General features: G+C 69.6%; 16 protein-coding genes. All 16 read left to right on the forward strand.

The genetic code is table 11. The features are described 5' to 3' along the window. Window positions 1–54: 54 nt before the first annotated feature. The 16 genes from ACFQSB_RS28625 (at window position 55) to ACFQSB_RS28700 (ending at window position 17,904) form a co-directional block, all read left to right on the forward strand. Window positions 55–1,329: a geranylgeranyl reductase family protein gene (locus tag ACFQSB_RS28625; protein WP_380829988.1), complete on the forward strand. Its 1,275-nt coding sequence runs from the start codon at window positions 55–57 to the stop codon at window positions 1,327–1,329. Between the two features lie 92 nt (window positions 1,330–1,421). Next, window positions 1,422–1,781, forward strand: coding sequence for an NADH-quinone oxidoreductase subunit A (locus ACFQSB_RS28630; RefSeq protein WP_036325316.1), 360 nt, complete (start codon window positions 1,422–1,424; stop codon window positions 1,779–1,781). Window positions 1,782–1,820: 39 nt separating this feature from the next. Continuing rightward, window positions 1,821–2,372 carry a NuoB/complex I 20 kDa subunit family protein gene (locus ACFQSB_RS28635; protein ID WP_354837830.1) on the forward strand — a complete coding sequence of 184 codons (552 nt, stop codon included), beginning with the start codon at window positions 1,821–1,823 and terminating at the stop codon, window positions 2,370–2,372. Continuing rightward, the gene (locus ACFQSB_RS28640) at window positions 2,369–3,046 is read left to right on the forward strand and encodes an NADH-quinone oxidoreductase subunit C (protein ID WP_380829989.1); all 678 of its coding nucleotides are present in this window, start codon (window positions 2,369–2,371) and stop codon (window positions 3,044–3,046) included. The genes ACFQSB_RS28635 and ACFQSB_RS28640 overlap by 4 nt, the downstream gene beginning before the upstream one ends. Next, complete coding sequence (locus ACFQSB_RS28645; protein WP_354923212.1) at window positions 3,043–4,395, forward strand: NADH-quinone oxidoreductase subunit D; 1,353 nt, start codon at window positions 3,043–3,045, stop codon at window positions 4,393–4,395. Before ACFQSB_RS28640 ends, ACFQSB_RS28645 begins: the two co-directional genes overlap by 4 nt. After that, the gene (nuoE, locus tag ACFQSB_RS28650; RefSeq protein WP_354837836.1) at window positions 4,392–5,060 is read left to right on the forward strand and encodes an NADH-quinone oxidoreductase subunit NuoE; all 669 of its coding nucleotides are present in this window, start codon (window positions 4,392–4,394) and stop codon (window positions 5,058–5,060) included. Before ACFQSB_RS28645 ends, nuoE begins: the two co-directional genes overlap by 4 nt. Beyond that, window positions 5,057–6,346 (forward strand): NADH-quinone oxidoreductase subunit NuoF, encoded by a 1,290-nt coding sequence (gene nuoF, locus ACFQSB_RS28655; RefSeq protein WP_380829991.1) that lies wholly within the window; start codon window positions 5,057–5,059, stop codon window positions 6,344–6,346. Before nuoE ends, nuoF begins: the two co-directional genes overlap by 4 nt. After that, on the forward strand, window positions 6,343–8,772 hold the full coding sequence (locus ACFQSB_RS28660) for an NADH-quinone oxidoreductase subunit G (RefSeq protein ID WP_380829992.1): 2,430 nt from the start codon (window positions 6,343–6,345) through the stop codon (window positions 8,770–8,772). The genes nuoF and ACFQSB_RS28660 overlap by 4 nt, the downstream gene beginning before the upstream one ends. 82 nt (window positions 8,773–8,854) lie before the next feature. Beyond that, a complete protein-coding gene (gene nuoH, locus ACFQSB_RS28665) occupies window positions 8,855–10,213 on the forward strand; it encodes an NADH-quinone oxidoreductase subunit NuoH (protein WP_354837842.1) in 1,359 nt (452 codons plus the stop codon). After that, complete coding sequence (gene nuoI / locus ACFQSB_RS28670; protein ID WP_354837844.1) at window positions 10,200–10,715, forward strand: NADH-quinone oxidoreductase subunit NuoI; 516 nt, start codon at window positions 10,200–10,202, stop codon at window positions 10,713–10,715. The genes nuoH and nuoI overlap by 14 nt, the downstream gene beginning before the upstream one ends. Beyond that, the gene (locus ACFQSB_RS28675) at window positions 10,708–11,598 is read left to right on the forward strand and encodes an NADH-quinone oxidoreductase subunit J (RefSeq protein WP_380829993.1); all 891 of its coding nucleotides are present in this window, start codon (window positions 10,708–10,710) and stop codon (window positions 11,596–11,598) included. The genes nuoI and ACFQSB_RS28675 overlap by 8 nt, the downstream gene beginning before the upstream one ends. Then, window positions 11,595–11,891: an NADH-quinone oxidoreductase subunit NuoK gene (gene nuoK / locus ACFQSB_RS28680; RefSeq protein ID WP_354837848.1), complete on the forward strand. Its 297-nt coding sequence runs from the start codon at window positions 11,595–11,597 to the stop codon at window positions 11,889–11,891. The genes ACFQSB_RS28675 and nuoK overlap by 4 nt, the downstream gene beginning before the upstream one ends. A gap of 9 nt (window positions 11,892–11,900) precedes the next feature. Further along, on the forward strand, window positions 11,901–13,811 hold the full coding sequence (gene nuoL, locus ACFQSB_RS28685; RefSeq protein WP_380829994.1) for an NADH-quinone oxidoreductase subunit L: 1,911 nt from the start codon (window positions 11,901–11,903) through the stop codon (window positions 13,809–13,811). Next, window positions 13,811–15,340: an NADH-quinone oxidoreductase subunit M gene (locus ACFQSB_RS28690; RefSeq protein ID WP_380829995.1), complete on the forward strand. Its 1,530-nt coding sequence runs from the start codon at window positions 13,811–13,813 to the stop codon at window positions 15,338–15,340. The genes nuoL and ACFQSB_RS28690 overlap by 1 nt, the downstream gene beginning before the upstream one ends. Beyond that, a complete protein-coding gene (gene nuoN / locus ACFQSB_RS28695; RefSeq protein WP_354837854.1) occupies window positions 15,337–16,896 on the forward strand; it encodes an NADH-quinone oxidoreductase subunit NuoN in 1,560 nt (519 codons plus the stop codon). The genes ACFQSB_RS28690 and nuoN overlap by 4 nt, the downstream gene beginning before the upstream one ends. Window positions 16,897–16,908: 12 nt before the next feature. Then, window positions 16,909–17,904, forward strand: a complete 996-nt coding sequence (locus ACFQSB_RS28700) for a polyprenyl synthetase family protein (protein ID WP_380829997.1) — start codon at window positions 16,909–16,911, stop codon at window positions 17,902–17,904. Window positions 17,905–18,354 lie beyond the last annotated feature (450 nt).

Here is an 18,354-nt window from a genome sequence, read left to right on the forward strand (position 1 = left end):
AGGAACGAAGGCCCCGATCCCAAGGCCCTCGACATCCACGACAGGACAGGTCCCGTGAGCGAGTCAGTCCCCGCGGCGGATGCCGACGTCATCGTCGTCGGCGCCGGGCCCGCGGGTTCGACCACGGCCTTCTATCTCGCACAGGCCGGCTTGAACGTGCTGCTGCTCGAGAAGACGCGCTTCCCGCGCGAGAAGGTCTGCGGGGACGGCCTCACCCCACGCGCCGTCAAAGAGCTGATCGACATGGGCGTCGACATCGACGCCCCGGGGTGGATCCGCAACAAGGGGCTGCGCGTCATCGGCGGTGGCCTGCGCCTCGAACTGCCGTGGCCCGAGCTGTCGAGCTATCCCGACTTCGGCCTCGTGCGCACCCGCATGGACTTCGACGAGATCCTCGCCGGGCACGCCGAGCGCGGCGGCGCCACCGTTCTGCAGGGCGTCAACGTCACCGGGCCCGTCCTTGACGAGCGCAGCGGCCACGTCGTCGGCGTCACCGCCAAGAAGGACGGCGAGCAGGTCACCTACCGCTCGCGCCTGGTCGTCGCGGCCGACGGCAACTCCACGCGGATGTCCCTGGCGATGGGCCTGCACCGGCGCGACGACCGTCCCATGGGCGTCGCCGTGCGCACCTACTTCACCAGCCCGCGCCACGACGACGACTGGCTGGAGTCGTGGCTGGAGCTATGGGACACCGGCGACGACGGCCAGGCGCGGCTGCTGCCCGGCTACGGCTGGGTGTTCGGCGTCGGCGACGGCACCAGCAACGTCGGGCTCGGCCTGCTCAACACCAGCGAGGCGTTCCAGCACCTGGACTACCGCGACCTGCTGCGCCGCTGGGTGAAGAACATGCCCTCCGAGTGGGGGTTCTCCGAGGAGACCATGACCGGGCCGATCCGCGGCGCCGCGCTGCCGATGGCCTTCAACCGCCAGCCGCACTACACCCGGGGATTGGTCCTGGTCGGCGACGCCGGCGGCATGATCAACCCGTTCAACGGCGAGGGCATCGCCTACGCCATGGAGACCGGGCGCATCGCCGCCGACACGATCGCCACGGCCCTGTCGGGCCTGACCCCCGCGCAGCGGGAGCGGGCGCTGCGCGCCTACCCCGAGACCCTCAAGGACGTCTACGGCGGCTACTTCACCCTGGGACGGCTGTTCGTCGAGGCCATCGGCAAGCCGGGCGTCATGGGGTTCCTCACGCGGCACGGTCTGCCACATCCCACTCTGATGCGAATCGCTCTCAAGCTCCTTGCTAATCTCACGGACCGGCGGGGCGATGCGACAGACCGGGTCATCAACGCCCTGTCCAAGGTCACGCCGCCGGCATGACCCAGCACCCGGAACGAAGATCGATGATCGCCCTGCCTAGACTCGTCAACCGATCGAAGAAAGCCACAGCGCTCAGAGGGGACGCATAAGCGATGGAACTGTACGTGCCGATCCTGGTGCTCGCGGTTCTCGCGGCGGGCTTCGCCGTCTTCTCCGTGGGAATCGCGCCCTTCACCGGCCCCAAGCGCTGGAACCGCGCCAAGCTCGACGCCTACGAATGCGGCATCGAGCCGACCCCGCAGCCCGTGGGCGGCGGCCGGTTCCCCCTGAAGTACATGATCACGGCGATGCTCTTCATCGTGTTCGACATCGAGATCATCTTCCTTTATCCGTGGGCGGTCGCTTTCGACAAGCTCGGGGTCTTCGGGCTGGTCGAGATGGTGCTGTTCATCGTCACCGTGCTGGTCGCCTACGCCTACGTGTGGCGTCGCCGCGGCCTGGACTGGGACTGAGAGGCAGCGTGCCGGAGGCGCGCGAGAGGAAGCACTGAGATGGGTCTCGAAGAGAAACTGCCCAGCGGGTTCATCCTGTCCACCGTGGAGCAGGCGGCCGGGTGGGCGCGGAAGAACTCCGTGTGGCCGGCCACGTTCGGCCTGGCCTGCTGCGCCATCGAGCTGATGGCCACCGGCGGCCCCAACCACGACCTCGCCCGGTTCGGCATGGAGCGCGCCTCGGCGTCCCCCCGCCAGGCCGACCTGATGATCGTGGCCGGGCGCCTGTCGCAGAAGATGGCGCCGGTGCTGCGCCAGATCTACGACCAGATGGCCGAGCCCAAGTGGGTCATCGCCATGGGCGTGTGCGCGTCCAGCGGCGGCATGTTCAACAACTACGCGATCGTGCAGGGCGTCGACCACGTCGTGCCGGTGGACATCTACCTGCCCGGCTGCCCGCCGCGCCCCGAGATGCTCATCGACGCGATCGTCAAGCTGCACGACAAGATCCAGAACATGAAGTTCGGCGCCCACCGCGCCAAGCAGATCGACGAGCTGGAACTGCGGGCTCTGCGGTCGCTTCCGCTCATCGATCAGGGGACCTCGAAATGAGCACTGACAACCTTCCCGGAGTGCCCGAGGAGCCGATCGCCCGCCGGGGCATGTTCGGCGCCTCCGACTCCGGTGACACCTCCGGATACGGCCGCCTGGTCGTGCGCCGGGCCCCGCAGCTGTCGAGCGCCCGGCCCTACGGCGGCTACTTCGACGACGTGGCCGACGCGCTCGAGAGCGCGGCGGGGGACGCCTTCGAGGGCATGGTCGAGCGCGTGGTCGTCGACCGCGGCGAGCTGACGGTCCACGTCGCGCGCAAGCGGCTGGTGGAGGTCATGCGCCACCTGCGCGACGATCTGGCGCTGCGCTTCGAGCTCTCCCTCGGCGTCTCGGGCGTGCACTATCCCGACGAGACCGGCGCCGAACTGCACGCGGTGTATCACCTGTGCTCGATCACCCACAACCGGCGCATTCGGGTCGAAGCCTCTTGCCCCGACGCAGATCCGCATATTCCGTCCACGGTGTCGCTGTACCCGACGCACGACTGGCACGAACGCGAGACCTACGACTTCTTCGGCATCGTCTTCGACGGCCACCCGGCCCTCACCCGCATCGAGATGCCCGACGACTGGGACGGCCACCCGCAGCGCAAGGACTACCCGCTCGGCGGCATCCCGGTCCAGTACCGCGGCGCCACCATCCCCTCGCCGGACAACAGGAGGTCGTACGCATGACCGCCATCCACGACGGTGAGACCGCCCGGGACGAGCAGGACGTCGCCGAGGGCCGGGTCTACAACGTCAACGGGCAGGACTGGGACCAGGTCGTCGACGCGGTCGCCGAGTCGTCCGAAGAGCGCCTGGTCATCAACATGGGCCCCCAGCACCCCTCGACCCACGGCGTGCTGCGCCTGGTGCTGACCCTCGACGGCGAGACCGTCACCGAGGCCCGCACGGTGATCGGCTACCTGCACACCGGCATCGAGAAGAACATGGAGTTCCGGACGTGGACCCAGGGGGTCACGTTCGTCACCCGCATGGACTACCTCTCGCCGATCTTCAACGAGACGGCGTACTGCCTGGCGGTCGAGAAGCTCCTCGGCATCTCCGAGCGCGTGCCGCTGCGCGCGCAGACCATCCGGGTCATGATGATGGAGCTCAACCGCATCTCCTCCCACCTGGTGGCCATCGCGACCTTCGGCCTGGAGCTCGGCGCGACCACGCCGATGCTGTTCGGCTTCCGTGAGCGCGAGATGGTGCTCGACCTGTTCGAGTACATCACCGGCCTGCGCATGAACATGGCCTACGTGCGGCCGGGCGGCGTCTCGGTCGACCTGCCCGCCGGCGCCGTCGACAAGATCGGCGAGTTCCTCAAGGTCATGCCGGGCCGCATCAAGGAGATGCGCAAGCTGCTGGACGCCAACCCGGCCTACACCCGGCGCACCAAGGACGTCGCCTACCTCGACCTCACCGGCTGCATGGCCCTGGGCATCACCGGGCCCATGCTCCGGGCGGCGGGCCTGCCGTGGGACCTCCGCAAGTCGCAGCCCTACTGCGGCTACGAGACCTACGACTTCGAGGTCCCCACCGAGACCACCTGCGACGTCTACGGCCGCTACCTGGTGCGCGTGGCCGAGATGGAGGAGTCCCTCAAGATCATCGGTCAGTGCCTCGACCGGCTGTCCGGCTCGGAGCTCAAGGGCAAGCCCGTCATGATCGAGGACAAGAAGATCGGCTGGCCGTCGCAGCTCGCGCTCGGCCCCGACGGCCTCGGCAACTCGCCCGACCACATCGCCCACATCATGAGCAGCTCCATGGAGGCGCTCATCCACCACTTCAAGCTGGTGACCGAGGGCTTCCGGGTCCCGGCGGGACAGGCGTACGTGCCGGTGGAGTCGCCGCGCGGCGAGCTCGGCGCCCACGTCGTGAGCGACGGGGGCACCCGCCCCTATCGCGTACACTTCCGCGACCCTTCGTTCACGAACCTGCAGGCCGTGCCCGCGACCTGCGAGGGCGGCATGGTCGCCGACGTCATCGCCGCGGTCGCCTCGATCGACCCGGTCATGGGAGGTGTGGACCGGTGACGACTTATTCGCCGGAAGTCCGCGAGCGTCTCGAACGCGATGCGAAAGAGATCATCGGGCGCTACCCGAAGACCCGCTCGGCGCTGCTGCCGCTGCTGCACCTGGTGCAGGCGGAGGACGGCTACGTCTCCGACGCCGGTCAGGAGTTCTGCGCCGAGATGCTCGGCCTGAGCAAGGCCGAGGTCGTGGGCGTCTCGACGTTCTACACGATGTACAAGCGCAAGCCCGCCGGCGAGTACCACGTGGGCGTCTGCATCAACGCGCTGTGCGCGATCATGGGCGGCGACCAGATCTGGGACGAGCTCAGCGAGCACGTCGGCGTCGGCAACGGCGACACCACCGCCGACGGCAAGGTCTCCCTCGAGCGCATCGAGTGCAACGCGGCCTGCGACTTCGCGCCGGTCATGATGGTCAACTGGGAGTTCTTCGACAACCAGACCCCCGAGACCGCCAAGCGGCTGGTCGACGACCTGCGCGCCGGCAAGGAGGTCACGCCGACCCGCGGCCCGGGCCGCCTGTGCTCGTTCAAGGACGCCTCGCGCGTGCTCGCGGGCCTGCCCGACGGCCAGGCCGGCGACGGCCCCTCGGCCGCCGGCCCCTCGCTCGAGGGCTTGAAGATCGCCAAGGCGAACGGCTGGACGGCACCGAAGGGGGCCTCGGAATGACCACTCTGACTCCGGTCCTCACCGCGAACTGGGATCGGGCGGACTCCTTCACCCTCCAGGGCTACGGCGAGTACTCCGCGGCCAAGAAGGCGCTGGGCATGGAGCCCGACGCCATCATCAAGGCGGTCAAGGACTCCGGCCTGCGCGGCCGGGGCGGCGCCGGCTTCCCGACCGGCATGAAGTGGGGCTTCATCCCGCAGGGCGACGGCAAGGCGCACTACCTGGTGGTCAACGCCGACGAGTCCGAGCCGGGCACCTGCAAGGACATCCCGCTCATGATGGCCAACCCCCACTCGCTGGTCGAGGGCGTCATCATCACCGCCTACGCCATCCGCGCCAACCAGGCCTTCATCTACGTGCGCGGCGAGGTGCTGCACGTCATCCGCCGCGTGCAGGCGGCCGTGCGCGAGGCGTACGAGAAGGGCTACCTCGGCACCGACATCTTCGGCTCCGGCTACGACCTGGAGCTCGTCGTGCACAGCGGAGCGGGCGCCTACATCTGCGGCGAGGAGACCGCCCTGCTCGACTCGCTGGAAGGTTACAGAGGCCAACCCCGTCTCAAGCCCCCCTTCCCCGCGGTCGCGGGTCTTTACGCGTGTCCCACCGTCATCAACAACGTCGAGTCGGTCGCCAGCGTTCCCAGCATCGTCGCCAACGGCGCCGACTGGTTCGCCTCGATGGGCACCGAGAAGTCCAAGGGCTTCGGCATCTTCTCCCTGAGCGGCCACGTCACCCGCCCCGGCCAGTACGAGGCGCCGCTGGGCATCACCCTGCGCGAGCTGCTGGACATGGCGGGCGGCGTCCGGGAGGGCCACCGGCTGAAGTTCTGGACGCCGGGCGGGTCCTCCACGCCGATCTTCACCGACGAGCACCTGGACGTGCCTCTCGACTTCGAGTCGGTCGGCGCCAAGGGGTCCATGCTCGGCACCCGAGCGCTGCAGATCTTCGACGAGACCACCTGCGTGGTCCGCGCCGTGCTGCGCTGGACCGAGTTCTACGCGCACGAGTCCTGCGGCAAGTGCACCCCCTGCCGCGAGGGCACCTACTGGCTCAAGCAGGTGCTCAGGCGGCTGGAGAAGGGCCAGGGCTCCGAAGAGGACCTCGGCACGATCACCGACATCGCCGACAACATCCTCGGCCGATCGTTCTGCGCTCTCGGCGACGGCGCGACCAGCCCGATCCACTCGTCGGTCAAGCACTTCCGCGACGAATACCTCAAGCACTTCGAGATCGGCGGATGCCCGTTCGACCGGGCGGCGTCCACCGTGTGGGGGGCCTCCGCATGACCGTTCAGACATCCTCGGCAGGGCCGGTCGAGCAGCCGGTGGACATGCTGACCCTCACCATCGACGGCTTCCAGGTCACCGTCCCGAAGGGCACGCTGATCATCCGGGCGGCCGAGCTGCTGGGCATCCAGATCCCGCGGTTCTGCGACCACCCGCTGCTGGAGCCGGCGGCCAACTGCCGCCAGTGCCTGGTGGACATCACCGACGCCGGCAACGGCCGCGGCTTCCCCAAGCCGCAGCCGTCCTGCGCCATCGAGGTCGCCCAGGGCATGGTCGTGCAGACGCAGCTCACCTCGCCGGTCGCCGAGAAGGCCCAGCGCGGGGTCATGGAGCTGCTGCTCATGAACCACCCGCTCGACTGCCCGGTCTGCGACAAGGGCGGCGAGTGCCCCCTGCAGAACCAGGCCATGTCGAACGGCCAGGGCGAGTCCCGGTTCCACGAGAGCAAGCGCACCTTCGAGAAGCCCATCCCGCTGTCCACCGAGGTGCTGCTCGACCGCGAGCGCTGCGTCCAGTGCGCCCGCTGCATCCGCTTCTCCGATGAGATCGCCGGCGACCCGCTGATCGACTTCTTCGAGCGCGGCGCCGCCGAGCAGGTCGGCGTCGCCAACGGCGAGCCGTTCGAGTCGTACTTCTCCGGCAACACCATCCAGATCTGCCCGGTGGGCGCGCTCACCGGCGCCGCCTACCGCTTCCGCGCCCGGCCGTTCGACCTGGTGTCGACCCCGAGCGCCTGCGAGCACTGCGCGAGCGGCTGCGAGCTGCGCACCGACCACCGCCGCGGCCGGGTCACCCGCCGCCTCGCCGTGGACGACCCGCAGGTCAACGAGGAGTGGAACTGCGACAAGGGCCGGTGGGCCTTCTCCTACACCACCGAGCCCGACCGCCTGCAGACGCCGCTGGTCCGCGACGCCGAGGGCTACCTGCGCCCCGCCTCCTGGCCCGAGGCCCTGACCGCCGCCGCCGAGGGCCTGTCCCGGGCGCGCGGCAAGGCCGGCGTGCTGGTCGGCGGCCGGGTGACCGTCGAGGACGCCTACGCCTACGCCAAGTTCGCGCGCGTCGCGCTCGGCACCAACGACGTCGACTTCCGCGCCCGCCCCCTGTCGGAGGAGGAGTCGGCGTTCCTGGCCCACGCGGTGGCGGGCAAGGGCATCGAGGTCTCCTACGCCGACCTGGAGAAGGCCCCGGCCGTCCTGCTCGTCGGGTTCGAGCCCGAGGAGGAGTCGCCGATGGTCTTCCTGCGCCTGCGCAAGGCGTGGCGCAAGCGCGGCGTGAAGGTCTTCTCCGTGGCCCCGTTCGCCACCCCCGGCCTGGCCAAGATGGGCGGCACGCTGGTGCGCACGACGCCCGGCGCCGAGGCCGAGGCCCTGGGCGAGCTGATCTCCGGCGCCTCCGCCGCCGCCGAGGCGCTCAAGCAGCCCGGCACGGTCATCATGGTCGGCGAGCGGATCGCCACCTCCCGCGGCGCCCTGTCCGCCGTCCTGCGGCTGAGCGCCACCTCCGGCGCCCGGCTCGCCTGGGTGCCCCGCCGGGCCGGTGAGCGCGGCGCCGTCGAGGCCGGCGCGATGCCGAACCTGCTGCCGATCGGCCGCCCGGTCTCCGACGAGGCCGCCCGCGCCGAGATCGCCCGCGCCTGGAACGTCGCCGGCCTGCCCGACGCCCCCGGGCGCGACACCGGCGCCATCCTCGCCGCCGCGCTCACCGGCGAGCTGGACGCGCTGGTCGTCGGCGGCGTGGACCCCTACGACCTGGCCGACCCCGAGGCGACGCTCGCCGCCCTGGAGAACACCCCGTTCGTGGTCTCGCTGGAGATGCGCGCCAGCGCCGTCACCGACCGCGCCGACGTCGTGCTGCCCATCGCGGCCGTCACCGAGAAGAGCGGCACGTTCGTCGACTGGGAGGGCCGCGGCCGCTCCTTCGAGCGGGCCATCGAGGTGCCGGGCGTGATGAGCGACCTGCGCGCCATCGCCGCCCTCGGCGACCACATGGACGTCCACCTGGGACTGCCCGACGCCGCCGCCGCCCGCCGCGAGCTCGCGGCCATCGGCGCCTGGCGCGGCGTCCGCGTGGGCGCCCCCGGCGTCAGCGGCGGCGCCCACGCCGAGCCGGCCGCGGGCGAGGCCGTCCTGGCCACCTGGCACCTGCTGCTGGACTCCGGCCGCCTGCAGGACGGCGAGCCCTACCTGGCCGGAACGGGCCGGGCCGTCGAGGCGCTGATGTCGGAGACCACGGCCGCCGAGATCGGCGCGCTGGACAGCGGTAAGGTCACGATCACCACGGAGGGCGGCGCCGTCACGCTGCCCGCGCGGGTGGCCGACCTGCCCGACCGCGTCGTGTGGGTGCCGGCCAACTCGGCCGGCTGCTCGGTCACCCGGGACCTGCGCGCCGTGGCCGGTGACGTCGTCAAGATCGGGAGTGGCTCATGAGCGGCGCAGCCTGCGCTGTGAGCGAAGTGGCCGGCGGAACGCGCGCCGCCCGCGCAGCGAACGAGGAGTTGGTGAGCGACCAATGACAGGGCCTCTGCTCGTCGCCGATCCGGCCGGGCCCACCCTGGCCGACTTCGGCAAGGATCCCTTGTGGATCTCCATCATCAAGGCCGTCTTCATCTTCGTGTTCCTGATGCTGGGCGTGCTGTTCGGCGTGTGGACCGAGCGCAAGCTCATCTCGCGCATGCAGCACCGCTACGGCCCGAACCGCGCGGGCAAGTTCGGCCTGCTGCAGTCGGTGGCGGACGGCATCAAGATGGGACTCAAGGAGGACATCCTCCCGAGGACCGTCGACAAGCTCGTCTACATCCTCGCCCCGATCATCATCGCGGTGCCGGCCTTCCTGTCGTACTCCATCATCCCGTTCGGGCCGGTGGTGTCGATGTTCGGCGTGCGCACCCCGCTCCAGCTCACCGACCTGCCGGTCGCCGTGCTGCTGGTGCTGGCGATGGCCTCCATCGGCGTCTACGGCATCGTGCTCGCCGGCTGGGGCTCGCGCTCGCCGTACGCGGTGCTGGGCGGCCTGCGCTCGACGGCCCAGGTCATCTCCTACGAGATCGCGATGGGGCTGTCGTTCGTGGCGGTGTTCCTGTTCGCCGGCACGCTGTCCACCTCCGAGATCGTCGGCAAGCAGGCCTCCGGCGGCTCCTGGCACGCCTTCGGGCTCGACATCCCGCTGCCGTCCTGGTACGCCATCCTGCTGATCCCGTCGTTCCTGATCTACGTGATCACGATGCTCGGCGAGACCAACCGCGTGCCGTTCGACCTCCCCGAGGGCGAGGGAGAGCTGGTCGGCGGCTTCCACACCGAGTACTCCTCGTCGCTGAAGTTCGCGATGTTCATGCTCGCCGAGTACGCCAACGTGTTCACCGTGTCGGGCCTGTGCATCACGCTGTTCCTCGGCGGGTGGCGAGCCCCGTGGCCCATCTCGCTGTGGGACGGCGCGAACGTCGGCTGGTGGCCGATGCTGTGGTTCTTCGTCAAGCTCGTGCTGGTGTTCGCGTTCTTCATCTGGGTGCGCGCCTCGCTGCCGCGCATCCGCTACGACCAGCTCATGCACTTCGGCTGGAAGGTCCTGATCCCGCTGAACCTGGCGTGGATCCTGCTGGTGGCCACCGTCCGCGCCCTGCGCGTCGCCGAGGGCCAGCGCAACCTGGTGCTCGTCGTCGTCGCGGTCGTCGTCGTCGGATGCCTGGCCATCTATTTCCGGTTCGACACGGTCAATCAGCGTCGCAGGGAGGCCAAGGCGGCGGAGGTGGAGGCCGAGTTCGAGCAGCTGCGCGCCGAGCCCACCGCCGGCGGGTTCCCGGTGCCGGCCCTCGACCTGCCGCACTACCACGGCGTCAACGGACGCAAGGAGGTCCCCAGTGGGACTAACTGATTTCCTGAACCCCGTGAAGGGGTTCGGCGTCACCTTCCACCACATGTTCAAGAAGCCGGTGACGGTGAACTACCCCGAGGAGAAGAAGCCCACCGCTCCTCGGTTCCACGGCCGTCACCAGCTGAACCGCTGGCCGGACGGGCTGGAGAAGTGCGTCGGGTGCGAGCTGTGCGCCTGGGCCTGTCCCGCCGACGCCATCTTCGTGGAGGGCGCCGACAACACCGACGCGGAGCGTTTCTCGCCGGGCGAGCGGTACGGCAGGACGTACCAGATCAACTATCTGCGGTGCATCCTGTGCGGCCTGTGCATCGAGGCGTGCCCGACACGGGCGCTCACGATGACCAACGAGTACGAGCTCGCGGACTCAAGCCGTGAGAGCCTCATCTACACCAAGGAGATGCTGCTCGCGCCGCTGGGTCCCGGCATGGAGGCGCCCCCGCACCCCATGCGCCTCGGCGACACCGAAGAGGACTACTACCGGTTGGGCCGTAGCAATGGGTGAAACGATCACGTTCTGGGTGCTGGCGGTCGTCTCGGTGGCCGCGGCGTTCGGGCTCGTCTTCAGCCGCAAGGCGGTGTACTCCGCGCTCATGCTGGGCGTGGTCATGCTCTCGCTGGCGGTGCTGTACGCCGTGCAGGACGCCCCGTTCCTCGCCGTGGTGCAGATCATCGTCTACACCGGCGCGGTCATGATGCTGTTCCTGTTCGTGCTGATGCTGGTCGGCGTCGACTCCTCCGACTCGCTGGTCGAGACGATCAAGGGGCAGCGCTTCTGGGCGGTCATCGCCGGGCTCGGCTTCGCCGTGCTGCTGGCGGCCGGCATCGGCAACGCCGTGATCGGCGCGCCGACCGGGCTGAGCGCGGCGGTCAGCGCCGACGGCGGCAACGTCCCGACGCTCGCCGGCCTCATCTTCACCCGGTACGTCTTCGCCTTCGAGGTCACCTCCGCGCTGCTCATCACCGCCGCGCTCGGCGCGATGGTGCTGGCGCACCGCGAGCGCAGCGAGCCCAAGCCGACGCAGAAGGACCTGGCGCGCGCCCGCTTCCTCGGCGACCACCCGGCCCCGCTGCCCGGCCCGGGCACCTACGCCCGGCACAACGCGATCGACATGCCCGCCCTGCTGCCCGACGGTACGGTCTCGGAGCTGTCGGTCAACCGGGTCATCGCCCGGCACGACGTCGAGGACGGCCGCCTCCCCGACAACCCGAGACTGGCGGAGGCCATCAGGAGGGTCGCCGAGAGCGGCGCCCGCACCGAGCGGCCCAAGGTCGTCCAGGCGGTCGCCGAGGCGCCCGAGGCGCCGGTCGACGAGCAGGACAAGCCCAAGGCCGCCCAGACGGCCGGCCCGGCCGCCGACCGCCCCGTCGAGGAGGAAGGCAAGTGACCACCCACTACCTGGTGCTGTCCGCGCTGCTGTTCGCCATCGGCGCCGTCGGCGTGCTGGTACGCCGCAACGCCATCGTCGTGTTCATGTGCGTGGAGCTGATGCTCAACGCGTGCAACCTGGCTTTCGTCACCTTCGCCCGGCAGCACGGCAACCTGGAAGGCCAGATCATCGCGTTCTTCGTGATGATCGTGGCCGCCGCCGAGGTCGTCGTCGGTCTCGCGATCATCGTGACGATCTTCCGAACCCGCAGGTCCGCGTCGGTGGACGACGCCAACCTGCTGAAGTACTAAGAGGACGCCGTGGAAACCGCTGCTGAGATCGTCCAGCACTCCGGTGGAGTGATCGGCCTGTCCTGGCTGACGATCGCCCTGCCCCTGCTGGGCGCGGCGATCCTGCTGCTGGGCGGCCGCCGCACCGACCGCTGGGGCCACCTGCTGGGCGTCGTCATGTCGCTGGCGTCGTTCGTGGTGGCCGTGCTCGTCTTCTTCGAACTGCTCGGCTTCGGGGCCGACCAGCGCCGCCGCGTGGTGGAGCTGTACGACTTCCTGCCGGGCGGCTCCATCGACGTCAAGATGGGCCTGCTGCTGGACCCGCTGTCGATCTCGTTCGCCCTGCTGATCACCGGTGTCGGGTCGCTGATCCACATCTACTCGATCGGCTACATGGCGCACGACCCGAACCGGCGGCGGTTCTTCGCCTACCTGAACCTCTTCGTCGCCGCGATGCTGCTGCTGGTGCTGGCCGACAACTACCTCGGCCTGTACGTCGGCTGGGAGGGCGTGGGCCTGGCGTCCTACCTGCTCATCGGCTTCTGGCAGCACAAGCCCTCGGCGGCGGCCGCGGCGAAGAAGGCCTTCATCGTCAACCGCGTCGGTGACATGGGCCTCGCGCTCGGCGTCTTCGTCATCTTCACGACGTTCGGCACCGTGGCCTTCGGCCCGGTCCTGTCCCACGTGCCGCAGGCGTCGCAGGGCACGCTGACCCTCATCGGGCTCGCGCTGCTGCTCGGCGCGTGCGGCAAGTCGGCCCAGCTCCCGCTGCAGTCCTGGCTCCTCGACGCGATGGAGGGCCCGACCCCGGTCTCGGCCCTCATCCACGCGGCCACCATGGTCACCGCCGGCGTCTACCTGGTGGTGCGCTCCGGCCCGATCTACGTGGGGGCTCCGACCGCGGCGCTCGTCGTGACCATCGTCGGCGTCGCCACGCTGCTCGCCGGTGCGATCATCGGTACCGCCAAGGACGACATCAAGAAGGCCCTGGCCGGATCGACGATGTCGCAGATCGGCTACATGATGCTCGCCGCCGGGCTCGGCCCGGTCGGGTACGCCTTCGCCATCGCCCACCTGATCGCCCACGGCTTCTTCAAGGCCTCGATGTTCCTCGGCGCCGGCTCGGTCATGCACGCCATGAACGACGAGGTCGACATGCGCAAGTACGGGGGCCTGGCCGGAAAGATGCGCATCACCTGGGCCACCTTCGGGCTCGGCTACCTGGCGATCATCGGCTTCCCGCTGCTGTCCGGCTACTGGACCAAGGACGGCATCATCGAGACCGCGATGGAGCACAACCCGATCCTCGGCTGGCTCGCCGTGATCGGCGCGGGCATCACCGGCTTCTACATGTCGCGCCTGTTCTTCATGACCTTCCACGGCAAGCCCCGCTGGGAGTCCGGCGCCCACCCGCACGAGTCCCCGGCCGTCATGACCTGGCCGCTGATCCTGCTGTCGATCGGCTCGGTGTTCGGCGGCGCGTTCCTCATCGCGGGCAACCGGTTCATGGAGTTCCTGGCCCCGGCCGTCGGCCGTCCCGAGGAACTGCCGAGCTTCCACCCGTTCAGCGTCACCGGCCTGGTGACCCTCGCGGTGGTCGCGGTCGGCGTCGCCTACGCCTGGATGCGCTACGGCAGGGCCGAGGTCCCGGCCGTCGCCCCGCGCGGGTCGATCCTCACCGTCTTCGCCCGCCGTGATCTGTACGGCGACGCGATCAACGAGGCGCTGTTCATGCGCCCCGGCCAGTGGCTGACCCGGCTCGCGGTGTTCTTCGACAACCGCGGCGTCGACGGGCTGGTCAACGGGCTGGCGGCGCTCATCGGCGGCACCTCCGGGCGCCTGCGCCGCGTCCAGACCGGCTTCGTCCGGTCGTACGCCTTGTCGATATTCTTCGGTGCCGCCCTCCTGGTCGGCGCATGGTTCGTCGTAGGGAACCTGTGATGCCCTGGCTCTCAATCCTGATGGGCGTGCCCGTGGTGGGCGCGCTGGCGGTGGCGGCGGTGCCCAAGGGCAACGACAAGCTCGCCAAGCAGCTCACGCTCGCGGTCTCGCTCGTCGTGCTGGTGCTCACGCTCGCCATGGCGGCCCAGTTCAAGCCGTCGGGGGCCCGCGACCAGTTCAGCGAGGTTTACTCCTGGATCCCGTCGTTCGGCGTCCACTATGCCGTCGCGGTCGACGGCATCGCGCTGGTGCTCATCGCGCTCGCGGTGGTGCTGGTGCCGATCGTGGTGCTGGCCTCCTGGCACGACGCCGAGCGGCCCGACGCCAAGCGGTCGGTCAAGACCTACTTTGCGCTCATCCTGGTGCTCGAGGCGATGATGATCGGCGTCTTCGCGGCGACCGACGTCTTCCTGTTCTACGTGTTCTTCGAGGCCATGCTGATCCCGATGTACTTCATGATCGGGTCCTACGGCGGGGCGCAGCGGTCCTACGCGGCCGTGAAGTTCCTGCTGTACTCGCTGTTCGGCGGCCTGCTCATGCTGGTGGCCGTGATCGCGCTGTACTCCATCGCGGCCAAGGGCACCTTCCTGCAGCCCGAGCTCATCGGCGTCATCAAGGACCCGACGACGCAGAAGTGGCTGTTCCTCGGCTTCTTCATCGCCTTCGCCGTCAAGGCGCCGCTGTGGCCCTTCCACACCTGGCTGCCCGACGCCGCCGCCCAGGCGCCCGCCGGCGCGGCCGTCCTGCTCGTCGGCGTGCTGGACAAGGTCGGCACCTACGGCATGCTCCGCTTCTGCCTGGAGCTGTTCCCCGACGCCGCCAAGTTCTTCACGCCGCTGGTGATCGCGCTCAGCGTCATCGGCATCGTGTACGGCGCCATCGTGGCCATCGGGCAGACCGACATGAAGCGGCTCATCGCCTACACCTCGATCTCGCACTTCGGCTTCATCACCATGGGCGTGTTCGCGATGACCGCCGACGCCGGCTCGGGCGCCACGCTCTACATGGTCAACCACGGGTTCTCCACCGGCGCGCTGTTCCTGCTCGCGGGCTTCCTGATCAACCGCAGAGGGTCGCAGTACATCGCCGACTACGGAGGCGTGCAGAAGGTCGCCCCCGTGCTGGCGGGCACCTTCCTGGTCGCCGGCCTGTCGTCACTGTCGCTGCCTGGCCTGTCGACCTTCGTCAGCGAGTTCCTCGTCCTGATCGGCACCTATGAGCGCTTCATCGTGCCGAGCATCATCGCGCTGATCGGCATGGTCCTGGCGGCCATCTACATCCTGTGGATGTACCAGCGCATGATGACCGGGCCGACCGCCGAGTCGGTCAAGGCGCTCCCCGACCTGAACCTCCGCGAGAAGGTCGTCGTGGTCCCGCTCCTCGCGCTGCTCATCGGCTTCGGGTTCTTCCCCGGGCCGCTGCTCAACGTGATCAACCCGGCGGTCCACCAGACCCTCACCAGCGTGCAGGCGCCGCAGTTCACCCCCGCCATACCCGCGACCGCTGAGAAGAAGGGGGCAGGCCAGTGAGTTCGCTCGCCGCCGCCGCGATTGAGGCGCCGAAGATCGAATACGGTGAGCTCGCGCCGATGCTCATCGTCTTCGGCGCGGCGATGATCGGTGTCCTGGTCGAGGCGTTCACGCCCCGCTACCTGCGCAAGTCGATCCAGATGCCGATCACCGTCCTGTCCATGGCGGGCGCGTTCGCGCTGACCGTCTGGCAGGCGGTCAAAGGCGTGCGCAACGCCGCCGCCATGGGCGCCATCGCCGTGGACGGGCCGTCCCTGTTCATCTGGGGCGCCATCCTGCTGCTCGCCATCGTCAGCGTCCTGCTGATCAACGACGACGACAACTTCGTCGCCCAGGCCGCGGCCGTGCCCGGCAGCGCCGAGGAGGACCGCGCGATCTCCGAGGGCGGCGCCCACACCGAGATCTACCCGCTGGTGCTCTTCGCCGTCGGCGGCATGATGCTCTTCCCCGCCTCGAACGACCTGCTGATCATGTTCGTGGCCCTTGAGGTCATGTCCCTGCCGCTGTACCTGCTGTGCGGCCTGGCGCGCCGCCGCCGCCTGCTCTCGCAGGAGGCGGCCATGAAGTACTTCCTGCTCGGCGCCTTCTCCTCGGCGTTCTTCCTGTACGGCACCGCGCTGCTGTACGGGTTCGCCGGGTCGGTGGACCTCAAGGCCATCTCCGACGCCCTCGCCACCGTCGGCGGCCAGGACAGCCTGCTGTACATGGGCGCCGCGACGCTCGGCGTCGGCCTGCTGTTCAAGATCGGCGCCGCGCCGTTCCAGGCGTGGAAGCCGGACGTGTACCAGGGCGCGCCCACGCCGATCACCGCGCTGATGGCATCCGGCACGCTCATCGCCGCGTTCGGCGCGCTGCTGCGGGTGTTCTGGGTCGCGCTGGGCAATCTCGACACCGAGTGGACCCCGGTGCTGTGGGTCATCGCCATCCTGACGATGGTCGTCGGCGCCGTGCTCGCCATCACCCAGACCGACATCAAGCGGATGCTGGCCTACTCGTCGATCGCGCACACCGGCTTCCTGCTCACCGCGGTCGTCGCCACCGGCAAGTCGGCGCAGAACGCCAGCGCCCTGTCGGGGATCCTGTTCTACCTCGTCGCCTACGGCTTCGCCACGGTCGGCGCGTTCGCCGTCGTCACCATGGTGCGCGACCCCGGCGGCGAGGCGGGGCACCTGTCCCGCTGGGCCGGCCTCGGCAAGCGCTCCCCGCTGCTCGCCGGCATCTTCGCGCTCTTCCTGCTGGCCTTCGCCGGCATCCCGCTCACCTCCGGGTTCTTCGGGAAGTACGCCGTGTTCGCCGCCGCTGTCTCGGGCGGAGCAGTTCAGCTCGTCATCGTGGGTGTCGTGACCTCGGCCATGGCCGCGTTCTTCTACGTCCGCGTGATCGTCCTGATGTTCTTCAGCGACCCCTCGCCCGAGGGCCCGACCATCGCGGTGCCGAGCATGGGGACCGCGGCTGTGGTCACGCTCTCGGCGGCGGCTACCGTAGTGCTCGGGGTCTTCCCGCAGCCGGTGCTCGACCTCGCGCACTCGGCCGCGCAGTCGCTGTTCGTTCGTTAGGAGTAATGCTTGATGGCCGCGCCGCCCGTAGTCGACCTGCCATTCATCGACGAGGGGCTGGCAGCGGATGTCGCCAGCGGCCTCGACGCCGTGGAGAAGATGCTCCGCACGTCCGCCGACAGTGAGGACGCCTTCGTCGCGGAGGCGTCCAAGCACCTCATCGAGGCGGGCGGCAAGCGCTTCCGGGCGATGCTCGTGCTGCTCGCGTCGCACTTCGGTGACTTCAGAGCCCCCGGTGTGATTCCGGGGGCCGTGGTCATCGAGCTGACCCACCTGGCGACGCTCTACCACGACGACGTCATGGACGAGGCCAGGGTCCGGCGCGGCTCGGCGTCCGCCAACGCCCTGTGGGACAACAAGGTCGCCATCCTCACCGGCGACTACCTGTTCGCCCAGGCGTCGGAGATCCTCGCCGACCTCGGGCCCGAACTGGTCCGCATCCAGGCTCGCACCTTCTCCCGGCTGGTCCGCGGACAGATCCGCGAGACCATCGGGCCGCGGCCCGGCGTGGACGCCGTCACCCACTACATCGAGGTGCTGGCCGACAAGACCGGCTCGCTCATCGCCACCTCCGGCCGGTTCGGCGCCCTGCTCTCCGGAGCGACCCCCGAGGTCGTCGACCGCCTCACCAGCGCCTGCGAGGCCATCGGCGTCGCCTTCCAACTCCGGGACGACCTGCTCGACGTCGCCTCCACGGCGGGGGAGAGCGGCAAGACCCCCGGCACCGACCTGCGCGAGGGCATCCGCACCCTGCCGGTCCTGTACGTCCTGGCCTCGACCGACTCCGGGGACGCCCGGCTGCGCGAGCTGCTGTCCGGCCCGGTGGCCGAGGACGACGTCGCCGAGGCCGTCGAACTGCTGCGCGCCAACCAGGCCATGGTGCGCGCACGCGCCGAGCTGATGTCCTGGATCGGCCGGGCCCGCGACGACCTGATGACCCTCCCGGACATCCCCGCCCGCGCCGCCCTGCTCTCCCTCTGCGACTACGTCGCCGACCGCTCAGGCTGACCCTTCGCCCGCCTTGGCGGGCGCCGGGGGCTGGAGCGCTCAGGCCGACCTGCTCCTCGGCGGGCGCCGCGGGTTCGACCGCTCGGGCTGAGCCTTCGCTCGCCTTGGCGGGCGCCGGGGGCTGGAGCGCTCAGGCCGACCTGCTCCTCGGCGGGCTCGGGCGCCGCAGGGGTCCGCTAGTGCGGTGGCCACCTACCTTCGTTGGGCGGGGCTTGCTCCGCCCGGTGGGTGCTGGATGTGATCGGCGCCGGGTCGGCGGGTCGTGGTACGGCGATGCCGGCGCCGGCCTGCGGCGCCCGACCTGGCGAACGTTCGTGGACAGTGCACTAGTGTCATGCGCCTGAAATTCGTCACTTAAATTTCTATGATTGCCGTATGTCGTCTTCGGGGCCGTCCGCGGTGGAGATCAAGCTGACCGATGCCGAGCGTGCTCGGTTGGTGGAGTTGTCG

This window comes from Sphaerisporangium rhizosphaerae (assembly GCF_042665155.1).
In the GTDB taxonomy this organism is placed as follows: Bacteria; Actinomycetota; Actinomycetes; order Streptosporangiales; family Streptosporangiaceae; genus Sphaerisporangium; species Sphaerisporangium rhizosphaerae.

Excerpts from the sequence above, each read along its gene's own strand:
- ACFQSB_RS28630 (WP_036325316.1), top strand. The coding sequence starts at position 1,422 with ATGGAACTGTACGTGCCGATCCTGGTGCTCGCGGTTCTCGCGGCGGGC.
- ACFQSB_RS28635 (WP_354837830.1), top strand. The coding sequence starts at position 1,821 with ATGGGTCTCGAAGAGAAACTGCCCAGCGGGTTCATCCTGTCCACCGTG.
- ACFQSB_RS28640 (WP_380829989.1), top strand. The coding sequence starts at position 2,369 with ATGAGCACTGACAACCTTCCCGGAGTGCCCGAGGAGCCGATCGCCCGC.
- ACFQSB_RS28645 (WP_354923212.1), top strand. The coding sequence starts at position 3,043 with ATGACCGCCATCCACGACGGTGAGACCGCCCGGGACGAGCAGGACGTC.
- nuoF (WP_380829991.1), top strand. The coding sequence starts at position 5,057 with ATGACCACTCTGACTCCGGTCCTCACCGCGAACTGGGATCGGGCGGAC.
- ACFQSB_RS28660 (WP_380829992.1), top strand. The coding sequence starts at position 6,343 with ATGACCGTTCAGACATCCTCGGCAGGGCCGGTCGAGCAGCCGGTGGAC.
- nuoH (WP_354837842.1), top strand. The coding sequence starts at position 8,855 with ATGACAGGGCCTCTGCTCGTCGCCGATCCGGCCGGGCCCACCCTGGCC.
- ACFQSB_RS28675 (WP_380829993.1), top strand. The coding sequence starts at position 10,708 with ATGGGTGAAACGATCACGTTCTGGGTGCTGGCGGTCGTCTCGGTGGCC.
- ACFQSB_RS28690 (WP_380829995.1), top strand. The coding sequence starts at position 13,811 with ATGCCCTGGCTCTCAATCCTGATGGGCGTGCCCGTGGTGGGCGCGCTG.
- ACFQSB_RS28700 (WP_380829997.1), top strand. The coding sequence starts at position 16,909 with ATGGCCGCGCCGCCCGTAGTCGACCTGCCATTCATCGACGAGGGGCTG.